12 protein-coding genes and 1 CRISPR repeat array are annotated in these 15,696 nt (G+C 54.5%); of the genes, 4 read left to right on the plus strand and 8 right to left on the minus strand.

Features of this window, described 5'->3' with window-relative positions; genetic code table 11:
- Positions 1–5 precede the first annotated feature (5 nt).
- Complete coding sequence (locus B5G03_RS02715; protein ID WP_087180246.1) at positions 6–1,238, minus strand: extracellular solute-binding protein; 1,233 nt, start codon at positions 1,236–1,238, stop codon at positions 6–8.
- 285 nt (positions 1,239–1,523) lie between these two features.
- Here B5G03_RS02715 and B5G03_RS02720 point away from each other — a divergent pair, with 285 nt between their 5' ends.
- Complete coding sequence (locus tag B5G03_RS02720; protein WP_087180247.1) at positions 1,524–2,528, plus strand: LacI family DNA-binding transcriptional regulator; 1,005 nt, start codon at positions 1,524–1,526, stop codon at positions 2,526–2,528.
- 108 nt (positions 2,529–2,636) lie between these two features.
- On the opposite strand, the gene B5G03_RS02725 is transcribed toward B5G03_RS02720, so the two are convergent.
- Complete coding sequence (locus B5G03_RS02725; RefSeq protein ID WP_162613315.1) at positions 2,637–3,266, minus strand: Crp/Fnr family transcriptional regulator; 630 nt, start codon at positions 3,264–3,266, stop codon at positions 2,637–2,639.
- A gap of 347 nt (positions 3,267–3,613) precedes the next feature.
- On the opposite strand from B5G03_RS02725, the gene B5G03_RS02730 reads away from it, so the two are divergent.
- The 3 genes from B5G03_RS02730 (at position 3,614) to B5G03_RS02740 (ending at position 6,821) form a co-directional block, all read left to right on the plus strand.
- Positions 3,614–4,693: a SulP family inorganic anion transporter gene (locus tag B5G03_RS02730; RefSeq protein ID WP_087180249.1), complete on the plus strand. Its 1,080-nt coding sequence runs from the start codon at positions 3,614–3,616 to the stop codon at positions 4,691–4,693.
- 19 nt (positions 4,694–4,712) lie between these two features.
- Positions 4,713–5,966: an amidohydrolase family protein gene (locus B5G03_RS02735; RefSeq protein ID WP_087180250.1), complete on the plus strand. Its 1,254-nt coding sequence runs from the start codon at positions 4,713–4,715 to the stop codon at positions 5,964–5,966.
- Positions 5,967–6,062: 96 nt separating this feature from the next.
- Positions 6,063–6,821: a MerR family transcriptional regulator gene (locus tag B5G03_RS02740; RefSeq protein WP_087180251.1), complete on the plus strand. Its 759-nt coding sequence runs from the start codon at positions 6,063–6,065 to the stop codon at positions 6,819–6,821.
- A gap of 433 nt (positions 6,822–7,254) precedes the next feature.
- A CRISPR array of direct repeats spans positions 7,255–9,982; the repeat unit is 33 nt; unit sequence ATTTCTATCCACGCCCTCCGTACGGAGGGCGAC.
- Between the two features lie 184 nt (positions 9,983–10,166).
- On the opposite strand, the gene cas2 is transcribed toward B5G03_RS02740, so the two are convergent.
- The 6 genes from cas2 to cas5c are packed head-to-tail and all read right to left on the minus strand — an operon-like array spanning position 10,167 to position 15,427.
- A complete protein-coding gene (gene cas2, locus B5G03_RS02745) occupies positions 10,167–10,457 on the minus strand; it encodes a CRISPR-associated endonuclease Cas2 (protein ID WP_087180252.1) in 291 nt (96 codons plus the stop codon).
- Between the two features lie 19 nt (positions 10,458–10,476).
- Complete coding sequence (cas1c, locus tag B5G03_RS02750; protein WP_087180253.1) at positions 10,477–11,508, minus strand: type I-C CRISPR-associated endonuclease Cas1c; 1,032 nt, start codon at positions 11,506–11,508, stop codon at positions 10,477–10,479.
- The gene (gene cas4 / locus B5G03_RS02755; RefSeq protein ID WP_087180254.1) at positions 11,505–12,176 is read right to left on the minus strand and encodes a CRISPR-associated protein Cas4; all 672 of its coding nucleotides are present in this window, start codon (positions 12,174–12,176) and stop codon (positions 11,505–11,507) included. Before cas4 ends, cas1c begins: the two co-directional genes overlap by 4 nt.
- Positions 12,173–13,057, minus strand: a complete 885-nt coding sequence (gene cas7c, locus B5G03_RS02760; RefSeq protein WP_087180255.1) for a type I-C CRISPR-associated protein Cas7/Csd2 — start codon at positions 13,055–13,057, stop codon at positions 12,173–12,175. Before cas7c ends, cas4 begins: the two co-directional genes overlap by 4 nt.
- Position 13,058: 1 nt before the next feature.
- Complete coding sequence (gene cas8c / locus B5G03_RS02765; protein WP_087180256.1) at positions 13,059–14,786, minus strand: type I-C CRISPR-associated protein Cas8c/Csd1; 1,728 nt, start codon at positions 14,784–14,786, stop codon at positions 13,059–13,061.
- Positions 14,783–15,427: a type I-C CRISPR-associated protein Cas5c gene (cas5c, locus tag B5G03_RS02770; protein ID WP_087180257.1), complete on the minus strand. Its 645-nt coding sequence runs from the start codon at positions 15,425–15,427 to the stop codon at positions 14,783–14,785. Before cas5c ends, cas8c begins: the two co-directional genes overlap by 4 nt.
- Positions 15,428–15,696: the final 269 nt, after the last annotated feature.

A 15,696-nucleotide genomic window follows, 5' to 3' on the forward strand; every position in this document is an offset into this window, starting at 1 on the left:
CTTTCTCAGATTCCGTCGCTGTTCATGGCGTCGTTCATCGCCCCCGTCTGCTCGGCGGCGTTTTCCTTGGTCACCGTACCGTTGCGGATCGCCTTGCCCATGTTTTCCACCGGCGTCCAGCAGTTGTTCATCTGGGCCACAAAGGGCTGCAGCTTGGAGGTGCGGTCAAAGGTGTCGTTCTGGGCCCGTACCACTTCATCCGCCGCGATGGCCGGGTCCTCATTCAGCTCAGTGTTGCAGGGGATCACGCCGCGCAGTTCGTAATGCAGCTGCTGTGCCTCGGCGGAGCCCAGATACATGGCCAGCTCCACCGCCTGCACCATGTAATCGGTGGAGGTGTTCACGCCGATGGCCTTGGAGCCGGCGTAGGAATACATCTGCTTTTCCTCCCCGTTCAGCGTGTAGGTGGGCAGCGCCGCCACACCCATGTTTTCGCCCAGGATCTCCCGCACCGCGGCGGCATCCCAGGAGCCGGAGAAGATGGCATGGATGCTGCCGTCCCGCAGGCCGGCAAGACCGCTGCCGTCCTGGTCGATTTTGAAGTTGGGATTCGCCGCCAGATCCACCAGATGCTCGGTCACTTCCACGGCGTTTTCCCCGCCGAAGTCCGCGCCCAGTTCCTCCTGGGTGCCGTCACCGAAGAGGGTGCAGCCGTTGCCGAAGTAGAAGGCGGGCAGATACCAGGAATTCACAAAGGGGAAGGATACAACGCCCTTTTCCAGCATGGCATCCAGGCTCTTCACATCCTCTTCACTGAACACCCGCTTGTCGTAATACATGTACCAGGTGTTGGTGGTGAAGGGCACTCCGTAGATGTATCCGTCCATCGTGAGCGAGTCCAGCAGCGTCTCGCTGTTGGTCGCCTTCAGCTCATCGGCATATTTTCCGCCGAACTTTGCCAGCGCTTTCGCATCGGTCATGGTGGTCAGGGTGTCGTTGGCGTACAGGAACACATCTGCGCTTGCTTCCGGGTCCTGGGCCACTGCGGTGGCCGCCGAGGCCTCGTCCGCCACACCATATACAAAGGTGATGTCCCATTCCGGGTGCGTCTCAGCAAACCGCTCGCAGCAGGTCTGCAGCCACTGCCCGCTGGACTGGGACTGGTCCTCCGAGGGGGACCACACCATCAGTCGAACCTTCTCCGCCGTCTGCTGCGCGTTTTCGGTGCCGCCGCAGCCGGTCAGGAGCATTGCCCCCGCACACAGCGCCGCTGCCGCCCGCGCTAATTTTCCCTGCATTCGTTTGTTCCTCCTTCAATTTATTTCGTAAAGTTTCGCTGTATTCACTATACTCCCCTCTCCCCTTCGCCGTCAAGGTTTCTGGGGATATTCCGCCATTTTCTGCCTTATGCACAAGGATATGGCGGCTCTTTCGTCACTTTCCACAGAGGCAACTCGAAACTTTACGAAACATTCTTTTTTAAGCGTATGTTTGGGCTCACACATTGATTTTCCGCCTCAAACCCGCTATAATGAGAACAAAACACATCATTTCTTCTTCTTTTCGAAAAAACGAGGACATTCATGGCCAGAATCGAAGACATTGCCAACAAATTGAACATTTCCAAGGGAACGGTTTCCAAGGCGCTGAACGGCGCGTCGGACGTGAGCGAAACATTGCGAAAAGCCGTGCTGGAAACCGCGGTGGAGCTGGGCTACTCCCGTTCCATGCGCAAGCGGGGTGCAAAACAGCTGTGCCTCTTCATTGAGAACATGACCTGCGAGGAGCCCTCGGACTTCGGCTACGACATTGTGACCGGCTTCCGCAAGGTAGCCGAGCCCGCAGGCTTCGTGGTGTGCGTGATACCGCTGAATGATCAGATACAGAAAAGCATCTCCTACGACGAATACATGCTGCAAAACAACTATGTGGCCGCCTTCTTCCTTGGCCTTTCGCTGGCGGACCCCTGGCTGCACCAGCTGCAGACCAGCCGCACCCCCGCTGTACTGCTGGATAACTACGTGCGGGCCAACCCCGCCACCTGCTATGTGGGCGTGGATAACAGCGAAGGCATGGACCTGGCTGTAGCTCATTTAAAGGAACAGGGGCACCGGCGAATCGGCTACCTGAGCGGCGGCCTGGGCTCCTACGTGAACCAGCAGCGCTACAGCGTCTTTTTCCATGCGCTGCGCAAGCACAATCTGCCGGACGATCACAGCTTGGCGGGCAGCGACTATTTTTTTTCCGAATGCCTGCAAAAGCACCTTCCCGCCCTGCTGGCGCAAAAGGTGACCGCCATCGTGTGCAGCCACGACCTGCTGGCTCACACAGTGATGATCCACTGCCAGGAGAAGGGCCTGCGCATTCCGGAAGATCTAAGCATCATCGGCTTTGACGATCTGCCCCTCTGTGCCTACACCCAGCCCCCCATGACCACCATCCGTCAGGACCGCACCCAGCTGGGCAAAAGCGCTTTTTACGCTCTGTCCAGCCTGTTGGCGGACGTGCCCATCAGCACCCTCTTGCTCCACGCCCAGCTGGTGGTGCGTCATTCCAGTGGCCCCGCGCCGAAGCCGGGCCAAGCCTGATGCCAAATCTGCAACCATACAAAAAGCGAGGACCGCATAATGCAGTCCTCGCTTTTTCATTTGATCGTTCCGTTTTTTATCGGCAACCCAAAACGGCGGCGTTTCCTTTCAAGCCTCATACTCGTCCACACGCGGAAAGTGGAAAAGCTCCAGCAGCTCCTGCTCCTCCTGCTCCGGCGGGTTGTTGATCAGCCGGCTGAGCGTAACGGGACTCATATTCAGAAAGGAAGCGATGTGTTTATGGCCGATCTGCTCCTTCACATGGGGATAGTTTTTTACAAACCACTGGTATCTCTGGGCGGCGGTATACTGATACATCATGACCTTGAGCTGCCGGTGATAATCCCACGCCAAGAGCAACATTTTCTGATACATCTCTTCCACCTCCGGATGGCGTTGTTTCAGCCTGTAGAACGCCTCCATGGGCAGACTGAACACCTGGGTATCCGTCAGAGCCTCCACTGTCAGCTCCGAAACCGCCTTCAGGTTGGATTCCGGCATGAGGGGATACCCCGGGGTCACCACCAGACAGTCGGTGATCTCATTCCCTTCTGCATCCAGAAAAAAGCCGCGCAATATCCCCTTCATCAGCAAGGAGACCTTCGTGGGCGCCTGCCCCGGGCGGAACAGACAGTCCCCTTTTTGAAGCGTCTCCGTCCGGCAAACGGCAAGCGCATCGCGCAGCAGCTCCTCCTGCTGTATGCCCAGCACATTCCGCAAAAAATCAAGTTCAGACATTGCGCACCTCCTTTGTTTATTACAGCTCCAGTATAGCATATGAAATCACGTCTGCCCAGCATTGGCCTGGAAGTCACACATGACGTTTGCTTTTGTCCATGTTTCCCATAGACAACCTGTCTACAAAGTCAACTACAAACTTATTGGTGCATGGCTTAGATATTATGCCGACCCAAAAGCAGAAAAGTCATACTCTAAAAATTCTTGACTCTATGCTTACCATAGGGTTTATCCTGACATTGCAAGCCATTTACTGACAGCAAAAGACAGCGTTATATAGACAAAGCAGCACCATAGAGGGAAAACACAACTCTGTATGACGCAGGAACAGAGAGGAAGGAATCATATTGGAATTTGAAATTATCAAAGACATTCTTTCGGTGTTGGGAAACGTAATCAACGGTCTTTCGGGAATCATCATGGGCCTTAGCTTCGGATTCCTGTCCGCCCCCACCGCACTGGGCTATTGCGCGGGTATCATCGGCATGCTGGCCTTCAAGACAGTTATTCCCATCAACATCCAGGGCGAGACCATCGTTCTGGCAGGCAGTGTCGGAAAAAACTTCCGGGAGCGCATCAGCATCGTATTTTACAGCGGCGTGATCATGGTGGTGCTGGGCGGACTGGGTCTGCTCCAGCGTATCGTGGATTTTGCGGGCAATTCCATCATTTCCGGCATGGAGGCCGGTGTGGGCATCATCGTTATCCGCGTGGCAATTGACCTGATCAAGGAGAGCAAGAAAACCGGCGCCGTCTCGCTCATTTCCGCCTTTGCCGCCTATTTCCTGACCAAAGACCTGAACTGGACACTGGTCATCAGCATGGCTGCCAGCATCGCCTGCTTCCTGATTCTAAACAAGGGTCCCATGGAGGAAGTGAAGGAAGAGAGCAAATTCAAGTTCTTCAAGCCCGTAACCAATTTCAACGTCATTCGAGGCGCCCTTGCCCTGGCCTGCTTGTCCATCGGCACGAACATCGCTTACAGCGGCATCGTTTCCGGCATGGCCGGAATGGAGAATCCCAATGTGGACGGCCTGACCATCTATTCCGGTGCAGCGGACATTCTGACCGGCCTCTTCGGTGGTACTCCCGTTGAAATCACCCTCTCCTCCACGGCAGCGGCACCCCATCCGGTGGCGGCTGGTATTCTGCTGATGGTGGTGATGGCACTCATCCTCTTCGCGCGCATGGTACCGAAGATCGCTCGGTTTATTCCGGCGGTCTCCATTTCCGGCTTCCTGTTCGTGCTGGGTTCCATGGTCAGTGTTCCCCAGTATGCAGCAGCCACCTTTGACGGTGCAAGCCCGGCGGATGCCCTGGCAGGCGGCGCTACCATTGCCGTCACCGCACTGATCGATCCCTTTGTGGGACTTCTGGCCGGTATTGTAATTCGATTCCTGTCCGTTGTGTCGGGACTCGCGGTCTGATAGGAGAAAGGAACACACAGTGAATATTCTTCATGGCAACATCCTGTTTTCAAAGAGCTACGACGAGTTGGTCACCTATGAAGACAGTTATCTGATTGTGGAAAACGGAAAGGTCCGGGAAATTTGCAGCGTTCTCCCGGAGCAGTATAAAGACGCAGAGATTACGGACTACGGCAAAGGCGTGATTATTCCGGCCTTTTCGGACCTGCATGTCCACGCTTCGCAGTATATTGAGCGTGGCCTCGGCATGGATATGCTTTTGTCGGACTGGCTGAATCAGTATACCTTCCCTCAGGAAGCCCGCTTTGCGGACATGAACTACGCCAGGCCGATCTACGACGCCTTCATCGACGATATGATCAAGCACGGAACCTTCCATGCCTGCATTTTTGCCACCATCCATCGGGAAGCAACCTCGTATCTGATCCGCCGCATGGAGGAGCGCGGCCTTTACGGTTATGTGGGCAAGGTAAACATGGACATCGCCTCTCCGCAGTATCTGTGCGAAACGGTGGAGGAATCGCTCCGGGAGACCGAGCAGTATCTGGCCGACTGCCAGAATCACAAAACCGCAAAACCCATCATCACTCCGCGGTTTGCCCCCACCTGCAGCGAGGACCTGGTAAAGGGACTAGGCGCTCTTGGCAAAACATATCATGTGGGCTTGCAGACTCATCTGGTGGAATCCCGCTGGGAAGCCCAGGAGGCCCTGCGGGTCTATCCAGGATACAAGTGCGACACCGAGATCTACGAGAGAGCAGGACTGATGGACAACGGCCCTGTTGTGGGCGCACACTTCATTTTCCCTGCCAAAGAGGACATCGAAATCATCAAGCGCCACGGCGGTCATACCGTTCACTGCCCGGATGCAACCACCAACATCATTGCCGGAATTATGGGTGTTTCTTCCCTTCACAACGATGGCGTGAATATCACCCTTGGCACCGATGTGGGCGGCGGACATTCCATGGGCATCTACACGCAGATCGGCCGCGCCGTCCAGCTGTCTAAGCTGAAGTGGTTCTATGAACCGGAAAACGCCAACCCCATTACCTTTACAAACGCCTTTTATCTGGCCACCAAGGTCGGCGGAAGTGTGTTCGGGAAGGTGGGCAGCTTCGAAAAGGACTATGTGTTCAATGCGCTGGTCATCGACGGCATGGAAGATCTGGATTTTCCGCTCACCCCCGCTCAGGTCGTGGAGCGGTTCTGCTACATCGGTACCACCGACAATATCAAGGCCCGGTATCTGGGTGGCAAGTGCATCGGCTGACACAGCTCTTGACAAAAACACAAATTCACCCTATCATGACAACCGTCGAAGCCCGGCGGTTGTCATCTTTTTTACCGCCATCATGGGAGGTGCGTTATGAAGGAGTATCTGCGAATCGGCGAACTGGCCAGACTGTTCCATGTGGATGTTCAAACATTACGGCTGTATGAGGAAAAAGGACTTTTGCTGCCGCAGGGCCGGGAGGAAGGAAGCAACTACCGCTATTACAAGTTCGACCAGTCTTATTCCTTGGCGCTGATCCGCTATCTGCGGCGGCTGGGCTGCCCGCTGTCGGAAATCAGCGGCTTTATGGGCCAGCGCAGCTTCACAGAAACCTGTTCCTATCTGCGTCATCAGTCCAGCAACCTGCGCAATCAGCTTCAGGAGCTGCTGCGTCTGGACGCGGTGATTCAGACAAAAATCGTCTTTACCGAGCAGGAGCTGAAAAACCTTTGCGTTGAAAAGATCAGTGCAGAGCATCTTGATGCAATGCAGTATATTGCGCTGGGAAACCTCAGCGAGGTTTTTTCCAACGAACTGTTCTACCTTTATCCCACTCTGGCCTTTTATCAGGGCGAGGAGCAGTCCTTCGGCGCATATCTCATTGGTGATGTTCCTGAGGCCTCTCAGCATTCGGTTCACGAGATACCGGCCGGAAACTACCTGACCGGTTACCACTCTGGCCCCTACTCCACCATCTGGGAAACCTTTACCCGCATGCGCACCTCCACCGAACTGCCCTTGGCCGAGGACGTCATCTGTATCAACATCATCGATCAGTTTGTGGAGGTAAATCCTCAAAATTATATTACGAAGATTCTGATTCGAATTCTAAACCACAGCGGCACCGTATGAAGACCAATATCCTATTCCTGTTCACTTTTAAAAGCTCGGCTAGATGGTTGTATTCAGCGAAAAGTTAGGAGTGAATAAGAAAAAAGCCCGAATGAACTTGCATTCGGGCTTTTTGAGTTTTCGTGATGAAATTGACACCTACTCCCTTTCTGAGCCCGTAGGGCGGGGCCCCCGCGAAAGTTTGCACTGCAAAGTTTTGTGGGGAGAAGGAGGAATGACGGAGCGGTATGAGAAAAGCCCAGCCAACTGGCTGGGCTTTTTGAATGGAGCGTAGTCCATTCCGACGTGAGTTTGCGTGATGAAATTGATACCCGAAAAAGCTGTACTCTTCTCTGTGCAACAATCAGCAAAATGAGCCCTCTGTACAAACTCCGCATACGTACTTTGTACAGAGGACAACTACCGTAAGTTATTACTAAACTATCAAGATAAGATTTCTACCCAAGCCCTCTATGCGGAGGGCGACGATGATGTTTTTCCCGCTGACCCCGGCCAGATGATTTCTATCCACGCCCTCCGTACGGAGGGCGACGCTATAGCTGGTCGATCAGCTGCGCCCAGAACAAATTTCTATCCACGCCCTCCGTACGGAGAGCGACGATGCTGGCCGCCTGGCCGGTTGGCAGTGGGGTAATTTCTATCCACGCCCTCCGTACGGAGGGCGACCCGCAGGACATTCTCGGATTCCGCTACCCGCTGATTTCTATCCACGCCCTCCGTACGGAGGGCGACCCTACGGCGTGGGACAACCACAACGTCACCGAGGATTTCTATCCACGCCCTCCGTACGGAGGGCGACGATGGTGATGTCCTCACCGCCGGAGACAAAGCTATTTCTATCCACGCCCTCCGTACGGAGGGCGACCCCCGCCAGCGTGGCCAACAAGCTGCAGGAGTACATTTCTATCCACGCCCTCCGTACGGAGGGCGACGTGATAACCTCACCGTTTGCGCCCTTGTCCCACGATTTCTATCCACGCCCTCCGTACGGAGGGCGACTTGAGCAGAGCGCAGTTGAGGGTGCCAGCCGTGATATTTCTATCCACGCCCTCCGTACGGAGGGCGACCTTCCTGTTCATTGTAGCACCGGAGGGGCAAACAAATTTCTATCCACGCCCTCCGTACGGAGGGCGACATCCGGTTTTGGATGCGCCCCAGCCCTCGTAGTTATTTCTATCCACGCCCTCCGTACGGAGGGCGACCCTAAAGGGTGGGCCGTGCACCCGGTTTAGCAGTCATTTCTATCCACGCCCTCCGTACGGAGGGCGACGATGTTGTGAGCTCTGCCTTCAGGAGGTTCGGATCTATTTCTATCCACGCCCTCCGTACGGAGGGCGACGTTTCGTTGGTGAGCGTGCGCCCCTCGCCAACCGATTTCTATCCACGCCCTCCGTACGGAGGGCGACCTTCGCGGCAATACACATTTTTTCCCGGAAACCGGATTTCTATCCACGCCCTCCGTACGGAGGGCGACCGCCGGGAGCAAATGCGCCGGTAAACTTTGTGTTATTTCTATCCACGCCCTCCGTACGGAGGGCGACGGAAGCCCACAAAGCCCTTGGGCTGGATGATGTGATTTCTATCCACGCCCTCCGTACGGAGGGCGACCGGGCGTGGTTTTCGCCGTGAGTTATTACTAAAATTTCTATCCACGCCCTCCGTACGGAGGGCGACCTGACAGCGGCGCAGCTGATGGTCTGCCCCATGACATTTCTATCCACGCCCTCCGTACGGAGGGCGACCCGGTCCCGCACCATTTCCGAGGAGCTGGAAGTCAAATTTCTATCCACGCCCTCCGTACGGAGGGCGACTGTAGTGATCGCCCATGGTTTGATTGAGGTCGCATTTCTATCCACGCCCTCCGTACGGAGGGCGACCTGACGAGGGCGGGCAGTTCTTCAATGCCATGGAATTTCTATCCACGCCCTCCGTACGGAGGGCGACTGGCCGAGCGGGCCAAGAAGTACCGGAGGCTGACATTTCTATCCACGCCCTCCGTACGGAGGGCGACCGATGACGCAGACGACGCCGCCGACGCCGCCAAAATTTCTATCCACGCCCTCCGTACGGAGGGCGACGTGCTGCCCAGCATCCGCAAGACTGGGGCCTATGATTTCTATCCACGCCCTCCGTACGGAGGGCGACCTTTGGACGCTAAGGAACTGGGAACCAAAGACGATTTCTATCCACGCCCTCCGTACGGAGGGCGACTAATGTTGGCGATGGTCACCGGGCAAACGATCTGGATTTCTATCCACGCCCTCCGTACGGAGGGCGACGAAATGGTAATAAAAAAGCGCCCTGCCGGATAGCAATTTCTATCCACGCCCTCCGTACGGAGGGCGACCAATGCCAAACGGCGTGGATGTGTCGAACATCTCGATTTCTATCCACGCCCTCCGTACGGAGGGCGACTACTACATCCGGCAGCTGGCAAGCGGTCTGGATATTTCTATCCACGCCCTCCGTACGGAGGGCGACGGCGGTCTTTTTTGCTTCGTTGGCGTTCTGAATGTATTTCTATCCACGCCCTCCGTACGGAGGGCGACTCCGGTGTCTATTTTTTCAATTCGGCCGATGTCACATTTCTATCCACGCCCTCCGTACGGAGGGCGACCTTTGCGGCAGCTGCTGCGAGCAAGCACTCGGAAGATATTTCTATCCACGCCCTCCGTACGGAGGGCGACGGTGCTTCGGAGCTGTCCAACAGCATCCAGCAGGATTTCTATCCACGCCCTCCGTACGGAGGGCGACGCGATGATCCAGTTGATGCCGGGGCCAAGGTTGGAATTTCTATCCACGCCCTCCGTACGGAGGGCGACATGCTGCGGGCAGGCTACGGCCGGTACGCCAGCCAATTTCTATCCACGCCCTCCGTACGGAGGGCGACAGGTTGGTCATGTCGATGTCGTACCGGCCAATGGCATTTCTATCCACGCCCTCCGTACGGAGGGCGACGCGCCAACCAGGGCGACGGTGACGTGGTTGCCGGAAATTTCTATCCACGCCCTCCGTACGGAGGGCGACATTGTAGTAGTGGCTCATTGATTTCTTGTACAAATTTCTATCCACGCCCTCCGTACGGAGGGCGACTCAAAGTTGTTCGCTCCAAACGGCCGGAAATACTGATTTCTATCCACGCCCTCCGTACGGAGGGCGACAGCAAAAGTTCACAAAATATTGTTTGCTTTTGCAGCACAAACACGAAAATTCGTCGTTCTGATATTACAAAATACATACTCTCTGCTTCTATCAAAACTATTTCGTGCTCTTTTACATCATTTTTCAACTATCTTTTGGTGCGAAGGTCCCAGTGCTTTTCTGTGCGCTTCATGTTCGCACCCGCTACAGCAGCAGCACATCATCCTGTGACCACTGCGGGCAGCGCCCGATATGCTCCACCTTCTTCTTGTAAGAGTTTCCCAAACAGTAAAAGCGCAGGCTATCGCATTCCGGATCAATCAACTGCGTCAATTTTGCTTTCAAAACCGCATATTGAGCCGCATCCAGCAGGCATTCAAACACTGAATTTTGTACGCGCTGCCCGTGATCAACACAAATTTTTGCAACTTTGCGCAAGCGTTTGCGTCCGGCCGGTGTTTCTGTGTTTACGTCGTAGGTGATCAGAACCAGCATATCACACGCCCCTTTTGCTTCACTTCCAGAAAAACGGCGGGTATTCCTCCAGATCGCAGCGCAGTGTACGGGCAAGCAACAACGCCTGTACATAGGGCACCAGCCCCCATGGCATTTTTTCGCCCAGAAACGGATGCGTGATGGTTTCCTGTTTGCGTTTTTGCCAGGCGGAAAGGAACACCTTGCGTCCTTCATCCGTCAGCCAAACTGCTCCGCTGCCCTGCCTCTGGCAATGCTTTCCTGTAATGATTTTTTGGTTAATGCAGGACAAAACGAACCGATCAGCGCACACAGGGCGCAGCTCCTCCATCAAATCCAATGCCAGACTGGTTCTTCCCGGGCGAGGCCGGTGCAAAAAGCCCACATACGGGTCCAGCCCAACGCTTTGCAATGCCGCTGCACATTCCCTTGCGAGCAATGTATACGCAAAGGAAAGCACTGTGTTTATGGGGTCCAGTGGCGGCCGACGGCTGCGGCCGGTAAATGCAAATTCTGTTCGCTGCTGTAAGATCAGACTGTCAAACCCATCAAAATATCGTTGTGCCGCTTCTCCTTCCAATCCCCGCATCTCCTCCAATGTACCGCACTCTCGGATTCGCATCAAGGACGCTGCCAGCTGCGACGAGATTTCTTTCAGCCGTTCCACCGGTACGCGCTGAGGATGGTCACGGGTGGCGCGCTCCAGCACCCAGCGCGCGTTGTAGACTTTTCCGAGAATAAACCCGCACGCATATCGGCAGCTGACTGCGGGATCATCCGCAATCCGATACTGCTGCTGACGAAGCAGCACATTACCGCGTTCTTCCCCTACGGTGCGGGCCAGAAATCGGCCATTCGGCGTAAAAAATGCCAGATCAATCCCTCGCTCAGCACAAGCACCCATCAGCGCGGGAGATGCTCCTGCATAGGCAAAGGTGAGAATCCCTTCCAGTGTGTGCAGTGGAAACCGTGCCGCCTCTGTTCCGTTCTGATTCACCACCACGGTTTCACCCTCCAGCGAAAGATAGCTTTCCGGTGTAAGAACAAACAGCGTATTCAGCATCTTTCTCATTTGGCTTCCTCCGTGTTCTGCTCTGCCAGATGAGTACGAATATACTCATTTACATCATTTTTCCTGCACAGCGTCGGCAGGCAGATCTCTTTCAAAGAACAGGCATTGCAGTGTTTCCCGGGGCGCACCTTCGGCGTATACCCTCGGACAAAGTATTCGTTCATCTCTGCGGCGGTGCGGTGCGTTTTTTCCCGCAGCTCCGGCGTGAACTCCACAAGCTCCCGCCGGCGTGTCTGCGCATAGTACAGCGCACCGCGCGGCACGCTGCACACCAGCATTTCCTCCAATGCCATTCCCTGTGCACACAGCTGCAATCGGTCGGCATCGCTCTCCTTTGGGGTGCCGTGCTTGTATTCCACCGGCAGAGGCAGCCATAAGCCTTCCTGCCCCTGTAATGGCACACCTTGCGGATCAAGCGAAAACTCCACCACATCGCACACGCCGGACAGCTTCAGCGTGTGCGATGTTACCCGCATTCCCCGCACAATCAGCAGATTGTTCCGCTTTTCGCGCAGCGTTTCATCGTGGCAGCGCTGATGGTCCAATCTGCCCTCGGCGGTTCGGAGATTTTCCTGCCACTGCTGCTCCAGATGGATCAGTGCCCATTGTCGACGGCAGAAGCAAAAATGCTGAATGCCTGACAGCAACAGATATTCATTTTCCATCATCTCAACCGTTCACAGATCACTCCATTGGGCAGGTTCTCATCCACCGTTACCTGATAGTCACGATAGCTGCGTGCCACAGCTACCTCCGGCTTGCGCTCAACATGTACCGCATCAAACAGCTTATAGGCAGGTGCATTACCCAACTCACTGTCATGTCGGAACACAATCAGCTCCCGCACCGCCATTTTACCGCGTGCTGCACTATGGTCATTTTCAAACATGTTCAGAATCGCCTGCCACAGAAGCTGCAGATCCTCTTCCGAAAATCCGGTTGTTTTGCGGGCTAGATTTGCCGACACATATCCTTCTGCACGATACAGGCCATATGGTACGATATATTTGCGGCCCATCTCAGTACCCTTGTTCTCGGCATCTGCCTCCGTAGTGATGGCCACACGGGTGATAGTGACCTCCTGCGGCAGAATCGGGTCCACACTGCGGGCAAAGCCCAGCTGCACCGGACCGCGCACCTGCCCACAATTCAGCGCCCCTTTTACAAAGGTAGTCATCACGGCACCGAAGGTACGGATATCATAAAAATTGCTGCACATAAAAATTCGAATTTTTTCATCCAGAGTGGGGTCATCCTTTTTGGCCGCTTTCAGGTCTTTATCCACCTTCAAATACTCCAGTGCCTCGGCATCGCTGCGCTGCAGCGGAACCTGATCCTTGATGTAGATCCGATAGCCCGGAGCATCTTCTTTTGCAGTTTCCACATAATTGCGAATCTTGCGCTTCAGGCAAACATCGGTCACAAGGCCATACCCTGTTTCAGGATCAATGCGCGGCATATTGCCTGCATCCGGATCTCCGTTGGGATTGCCGTTTTCCACATCGAACAGGATCACAAAGTCGTATCGATTTTTAATGATTTCAGACATTTTATACTTCCTCCTTTTTAGTATAACGCTTCTGTGTTTCGTGATAATAGCCGATCTGGAAGGCGCTCTGCTCCGGCAGGGTCAGGCGGGCAGGCAGCGTTTGTGTGATACGGGAATTCAGCTCCGTTATCTTGCGGTTATAGTGTATGACCAATCCTTTATCCAGCTTTGCCAGGTGTTTTTGAGCCAGATTGATCAACAATGGAAACACCGTCGCGGGCGTTGCTGAAGCAGAATTGAAGTAACGATCCTTGATAGTCGTATTGATCTTGGGGTTGGCCTGTTGCTGAATATCCTCCAATACCGCAAACAGCCGTCCCAACAGATACGGCAGATAGTTGCTTTGTTCGTTGAGTTCCACAGTCATGACCTCCTTCAGTTGTTCGTTTTTCGTGTTGCGCAGATACCAGGCTTTTACGATTGCAACCCGGCCGCGCGTGATCTCTCGCTCGGCACGGATACGCAGTACTATGCCGTCCAACAGAGTAGCCGGATAGGGTGTGCCATTCAAAATCGCCAACAAAAGATCTCCCGCCAGCCGCGGGTTCGGCTCCGGATTGCGGGCATTCTGATTCACCGTTTCCCGCAGCAGCCGCCAGACCGGCAACGTGGGAAATTTATCAAACGAGGGCCGCACAATTTCCAGATCCCGATAATGTTTTGTTACGTTTTGAATCAGCGTTCCAAAGCTGTTTTGCCAGAAAAAACGAACGGAGAGTCGCGCGGCATTGGGTGCAAGCCCCAGAACATAAAAGCGTGTATCCGGCGAAAGTTTCTGTTTCTGCCACTCCACAGGCTCACCTTTGGACAGGTGAACCATAGTCCCCAGGATGTCTCTCTCGTCCACGTTGTCATCGTACAGCGCTGTCATCATGAAATCCTGATAGGCAGGTTGTCCACCCGCTGCCCAGCAGACGATGGTGGTATCGCCCACGCGGCGTGTGTGCTCCCGGTCGGCAATGAGGGTATTAAGCGCTGTGGTATAAGCAAAAGACGCATATTCACCGGTCGGAGCATTGTCCCCCTGTTCATGCTCATACGAGCAGAAGGCTGGTGCATTGAAAGACACCAGCGCCGCACCGGCGGTCTGTGCGCCCACCACTCCCTTGATATTTGGGTGCAGGCGAGCAGTCGGTCCGTGATGACCGGTAACAAGACACAGCGTATTTTCTGCATCCCCGCTTTGTTCGTTGGCATGCTGCCAGCGTTCCCGCACCTGCGTATCTTCCGTCACAGGACCTCCCCGGTACCAGAACAAAAGATTGCCGCCCTTCATCACCTCATCCCACTCCTCTTTCAGCGCCGGGTGATCTTTTGCGGTCTGTGGGTTCCAATGTTCATAAAATGCCAGCACAGCATGCGCGGCCGAGCTCTGGGCCTCCTTCAAAATCTGCTCATGCAGCATGCGGGAAGCCGCAAAGCATTCTGCGGTTCGTTCCGGCTTGCCTTTGGCATCAGCTCCCAGAAGATAACCGGATGTATCACACAGAAAATTGGCTGCCACACCAGATGACCGCTTAACCGGCTGCGGCACCTCTCGCTCCTGTGGAATCAGTACCGTTTTCTTTCCTCTCTGCACCTCCTGCTGCAGGTGCAGCAAACCCAGCAGTTCGCCATTATCACTGAGTTCCAGCGCCCAAGATACCTTTGCTTTCGCCCAACCCGGACGCGCGATTTTCCCAAGAGCCAGCAAATCCTCATAATATTGCGTCAAAGCCTGCAGGATCATCGAAGCACCTCACAATCCGCCACATGTACAACGCCCTGCTCCAAACGAGCTCGGAAATAGGTTGGTGTGATATCCTTTGGGTCTGAGTAATCGAAATCGTACAGCATCAACCCCAGATCTCTCGTCTCTTCAATCGCGGGGATTTCGCCGCCGGGCCAGCGGCGAAACTTTGCCGGAAATTCTCTGCACCCGAAGTAAGGGGTGTGATAGCATTGCCCCCGCTCCATGCGCCGGGTCACGATATCCTGAAATTTTCCCGGATTATCACCGGGCGCAGCACGGTCTGTCATCGTAAAATGCGCCTCAATTACATAATGTACATCCTGTAACACCAGCGATGCCCTCTGCACAATCTCCTGAGGCGAAGCCAGATACAGTGGCTGTCCACTTCCCTGTGCCGCAGCGCGGGCTGATGTGGCAAGCACCTTATTTTTCAACTCGTTGCGGCGTATACTGACAAAACGAATGGGATTAAGTACATAAATCCGATCAATGTGCCAGCGCAGACCGGGGTGATAATAGATGGCTTCCACCAGCCCGCGTGCCGCCGAAGGTGTGGGCACGTCATAGGACATTCGCTCCACCTTTAATTCAGGGCGGGAAAAGAGCGCATAATCGCCCCAGACTTCCAATTGGATCACTCAGCATCGCTCCTAACTTCTATTGAATGTATTTTAAAATCATCTCAATAATATCTCTTTTGTTTACTTTCGTCAAGCAAAGAAGAAAGAATCATCATTATGCAAGAATCGATACCGCTCACATTGTAAATATTTTCCAAATTCATAGTTGTTGTAGTTTGATTGTTGATGGGATATAATAGGACCGTCAGCAATTGCTGTGGGTAGAAATTATTGTATGTATTTTATGGAGAAACGGCGGCAGGGCATCCCCCTGCCGCCCTTCTTCG

Source organism: Gemmiger sp. An50, assembly GCF_002161595.1.
Classification (GTDB): domain Bacteria; phylum Bacillota; class Clostridia; order Oscillospirales; family Ruminococcaceae; genus Allofournierella.